The 3,967-nt window shown below is 59.8% G+C and carries 5 protein-coding genes; 1 reads left to right on the top strand and 4 read right to left on the bottom strand.

Features of this window, described 5'->3' with window-relative positions; all coding sequences use genetic code 11:
- Nucleotides 1–363 (top strand): hypothetical protein (locus tag WCA53_RS17740; protein ID WP_423913279.1); only part of this gene is annotated, 363 nt, incomplete at its 5' end.
- 225 nt (nt 364–588) lie between these two features.
- On the opposite strand, the gene WCA53_RS17745 is transcribed toward WCA53_RS17740, so the two are convergent.
- From WCA53_RS17745 to WCA53_RS17760, 4 genes are all read right to left on the bottom strand, one after another.
- Nucleotides 589–711 carry a hypothetical protein gene (locus tag WCA53_RS17745; protein WP_423913282.1) on the bottom strand — a complete coding sequence of 41 codons (123 nt, stop codon included), beginning with the start codon at nt 709–711 and terminating at the stop codon, nt 589–591.
- Between the two features lie 67 nt (nt 712–778).
- The gene (locus tag WCA53_RS17750) at nt 779–1,525 is read right to left on the bottom strand and encodes a GntR family transcriptional regulator (RefSeq protein ID WP_423913286.1); all 747 of its coding nucleotides are present in this window, start codon (nt 1,523–1,525) and stop codon (nt 779–781) included.
- 78 nt (nt 1,526–1,603) lie between these two features.
- Nucleotides 1,604–2,191, bottom strand: a complete 588-nt coding sequence (locus WCA53_RS17755) for a DinB family protein (RefSeq protein ID WP_423913290.1) — start codon at nt 2,189–2,191, stop codon at nt 1,604–1,606.
- 272 nt (nt 2,192–2,463) lie between these two features.
- A complete protein-coding gene (locus WCA53_RS17760) occupies nt 2,464–3,678 on the bottom strand; it encodes an MFS transporter (RefSeq protein ID WP_423913293.1) in 1,215 nt (404 codons plus the stop codon).
- Nucleotides 3,679–3,967: the final 289 nt, after the last annotated feature.

Raw genomic sequence — 3,967 nt, forward strand, 5'->3', positions numbered from 1 at the left:
AGTGGCACGGGGGCGCCGATGCGCTCGACGACGACGCTCATCGACGATAGAGGCACGTGGGCGCGTGCGAGCGCTGCCATGACGGTGGGTGGCAGCGGGCCCGATGGCACGCGTATGCGGGCGTTCGATTTTATTGCTGCGCGTTGGGAAGCGTGCTTGTGCGAATCGGCCTTGGTGCTGGTGCGAGCCTCGACGGAGGCGCACGTTGTGGCTATTGTGGCGATTACCATCGCCAGGGTTATGGCGTGCCGCCAGCGGCCGACTCGGGAGGTGGGCTTCTTATCAATCATTCTTCGATGCATAGGGTCGGATCAGTGTTCGTGCGGTGGGCTGGCTGGCCGCCAGTCGGTGCCGGTATTGTAGTGGCTCCGGGTGTTGATTCGTATTGTTGCGGGGGGTGATTTTTGCGCTAGCGACAGCGTTTAAGATAAGGATTGCTTAGGTTGTTAAGAATGTCTTTATCCATGGGCGGATGTCATTGCGTGTCCAAGCGACAGATGTAACGAAGGCGCGCGAACGTTTACGCATCCTCGCGGCGTATTGTTGACTAAGAAGGGGGTGGGTAAGGAAAATGATCAGGAATGCGATTCATTTTAAGCTGTCGCGATCGTGCTTGCGGTTAGTGGCTGGAATGCCGGAGGATTGAGTGATGCGGCGGCCGCTTTGAAGCAGGATGTTGAAAGTCGCTTCCTTTGCTTCGTCTTTTTTCAAGGTTGACGTAGGACCGGGCGAACGAAACCCCGAGGTGCCGCCGAGAACCCCCGTGCGCTGCCCAAAGCTACTTCCTCAACTCCGCGACAAAGTCATAGTAGTCGTTCCGACAATAAGTATCGGTAAGCTCGATGGGTCGCTGATCGGCGGTATAGCCCACCCGGGTAATCAACAGAAGTGCGTCGTGGGGCGCGATCCCCATCTGCTCCGCGATTTCGCTGGAAGCATTCACGGCGCGAAAATGCTGCAAGGCGCGAACGATCGAAAGACCTCGCTGCTCTAGAAAGCTATAAAGCGAATCTCCAACGGCTGAGGGATCGGGAATAAGCGCTGCAGGAAAAGTCGAATTCTCAACCGCCATGACGATGCCATCCGCCAGGCGCAGGCGCCGCAAGCGCGTGACGGCCGCAGCCGGCGATAACCCTAACTGAATGACCTCATCGCGATTAGCCGGTTCGATAACCCGCGACAGCCACTTGGAGCTCGGCGTAAATCCCCGTCGCCGCAGCATTTCGCTAAAGCTCGACAAGCGCGAAAGCGGATCTTCATAGCGTGGCGTGATAAACGACCCGGCGCCTTGCGTTCGCCGAATAAGCCCCTGCTCGACAAGCAACGCGATTGCCTTGCGCGACGTAATCCGCGACACGCCCAGTGCCTCCGACAAAACCCGCTCCGACGGCAGCGCTTCTCCGGCGTTCCATCGATTGTCGTGGATCGCGTTGCCGAGCTTGCGAGCGAGTTGCAGATAAAGCGGGGTATCGCTGTCCGGGTCCGGGCGCAAGTCGCGCCAGCGGTCTTCCGATGTCGTATTCATAAGGCGCAGCAAGTAGGGACCAAGCGGCGATTCTAAGGCACTGCGGCTCGGAGGTCTTCAGGAGTTGTTAGCAGGTTCTCAGGTTTTGCCCCAGACGACCGCCTCCGACAACCCCATTTCGGCAAGATCCTGGGCGCGTTGGGCGGTATCGAAGGTGCAGAAAAACTCGTCGAGCGGCGGGGGCTTGACCGGTGTTCCTGCCAGCATTGCGTGGACCTGGCCACGATGATGGACCTGATGCTGGAACACATGGCCAAGCAGTCTGGCGCGCGTTTCGCGCTGGATCGTGCGCGAACGATTGATCGTAACGACGCGCTGTAATTGATCATCGGTTAGCCCGGCACAGTAGGCAATCAGCCTACGATCCGCCAACGTTTGTTCTCGATGCACGTCGTTTACGGTATTGAAGGGCTCTTCCGGAACGAAGAAATCCATTGGGGTTTCGTTCGCAGGCTGCCGCGCGTTTTCGCGCTCAAACGCATCGATATAAAACCAATCTACGGTCAGGATATGGTTTAGCGTCGCCTTGATCGAGGGAAAAAAGCTCGTGCGCGGCGCGACGAAATCGGCTTGGCTCAGCGCGGCGCATGCCTTCAACAAGCGATGGTTCGCCCACGCGTTGTTGTACGCCATGCTGAGGAAATGGTGGGAGAGGGCGTTGGTCATGGCCGCGGGGTATCGAAGGATGAATGAAAACCGGTCGACGCTGGACTCGAAACGAGGAGCAGAAAATTATCGCATGAGGTATGACGAGCCAAAGCGCGGTGGTCACGCTGGCTTAGGGCGGGGCGTAGCTAGCCCCGCCAGCAAAGCCGCAATCCGCAATCCGCAAGCCGCAAACCCGCAAACCCGCAAACCCGCAAACCCGCAAACCCGCAACCCGCAACCCGCGCAACCCGCGCAACCCGCAACCCGGCCAGCTACCAATACGTAATCCTTCAGGCTGCAGCCGCGCCGCCCAACCCGCGTCCTGCGCGCATGTACAGCCCGACGGTCAGTGCCACTCCTGCGGCCGATGCGACCGCAGCGAACAAATACACGGAGCTAAAGCCGAATTCCCCGGCGATATACCCGGCAAGCGGCCCTGTCACGCCCAGTGATAAATCTAGGAACACTGAATACGCTGAGAGTGCGGCGCCACGGCTTGCTGGCGGCACGAGGCCGACTGCTTCCATTCCGAGCGAGGGGAAGATCAGCGCGAAGCCGAAACCCGTCAGGGCTGCGCCAGCCAGCGCGACGGCGGGATCGGCGGCGAGCCAGAGCATTAGCAAGCCGACGCATTCGAATGTGAACGACACGATTGCCACGCGCAAGCCGCCGAAAATCTTGATTGTGTTGGCGAACAACAGCCGCGAGCCTACGAACATTGTGCCGAAAACGGTCAGTGATAGAGCCGCGTCGGGCCAGTTGTGGGAGGCATAGAAGAGCGTGATGAAGGTTGCGATCGAGCCGAATCCTGCCGATCCCAGCGCGAGTCCCATGCCGTGGGGGAACACGCGAAAAAACACGCTTCTGTATGACATGCGCTCGCCGTGCACGAGGGGCACGGGTGGCATGCGTGTGGCGAGCCAGTAACCGAGCAGGCCGAGCGCGATCACCAGGGAGCCCAGCGATGCAAATCCAATCGAGCGATCCATTGCTACGCCGAGCGGCGCGCCGATTGCGAGGGCGCCATAGGTCGCGATGCCGTTCCACGAGATTACGCGTGCGCTTCCTGTCACTCCGACGCGTCCGATACCCCACGTGATCGCGCCTGTTCCCACCCAGCTTTCGCCGAAGCCGAGGACTAGTCGTCCGACGATCAGCAGCGCGAGGCTGACGGAATGCCATTGTGCTGCGAGCGCTGCTGCCAGTAGGAATACGCCGCTGATCGCGCAGGCGGTGAGGCCGTAGAGCACTGTCTGTTTTGGGCCGATGGTGTCGGCGGTGCGGCCTGCGAGCGGGCGCGTGGCGAGTGTGGCGAAATACTGGACGCTGATTGCGACACCTGCCATGACTGATCCGTAGGCGAGATCGGTGTGCACGAAGCCTGGCAGAACCGCGAGTGGGATGCCGATGGTGAGGTAGCAGAGGAACGTAAAGGCGACAACGGAGATGATGCGGCCGGTAATGGCGAGATCGGCTCGACGTGACAGAGGGGAGTCGGTGGGCATCGGGGTAACTGCGGGGTTGATATTTATCAAGAACCGTGATTTTCGCACAGGTTGGCTGGGTTCGCCGGGGGTACGGTGGTTTTTTGGGGGGAGCGGGGTGCTGCTCGCGGAGAGTGTGGGGCTAGGGTGGGAGGGGGTGCTGCTCGCGGCGAGTGTGGGGATAGCATTGAGTCCTTCTGCTAGCGTGGTCGTTCTGCTTAAGTCGGATTTTCTTGCTTATTTCTGTTAGCCCCTATCCGGGGCGGGACTTCATTTCTTTGCAAACGCGCAAAGAAACGAAGCAAAGAAA

Origin of the sequence: Caballeronia sp. (assembly GCF_049581465.1) — a bacterium.
Taxonomy (GTDB): domain Bacteria; phylum Pseudomonadota; class Gammaproteobacteria; order Burkholderiales; family Burkholderiaceae; genus Caballeronia.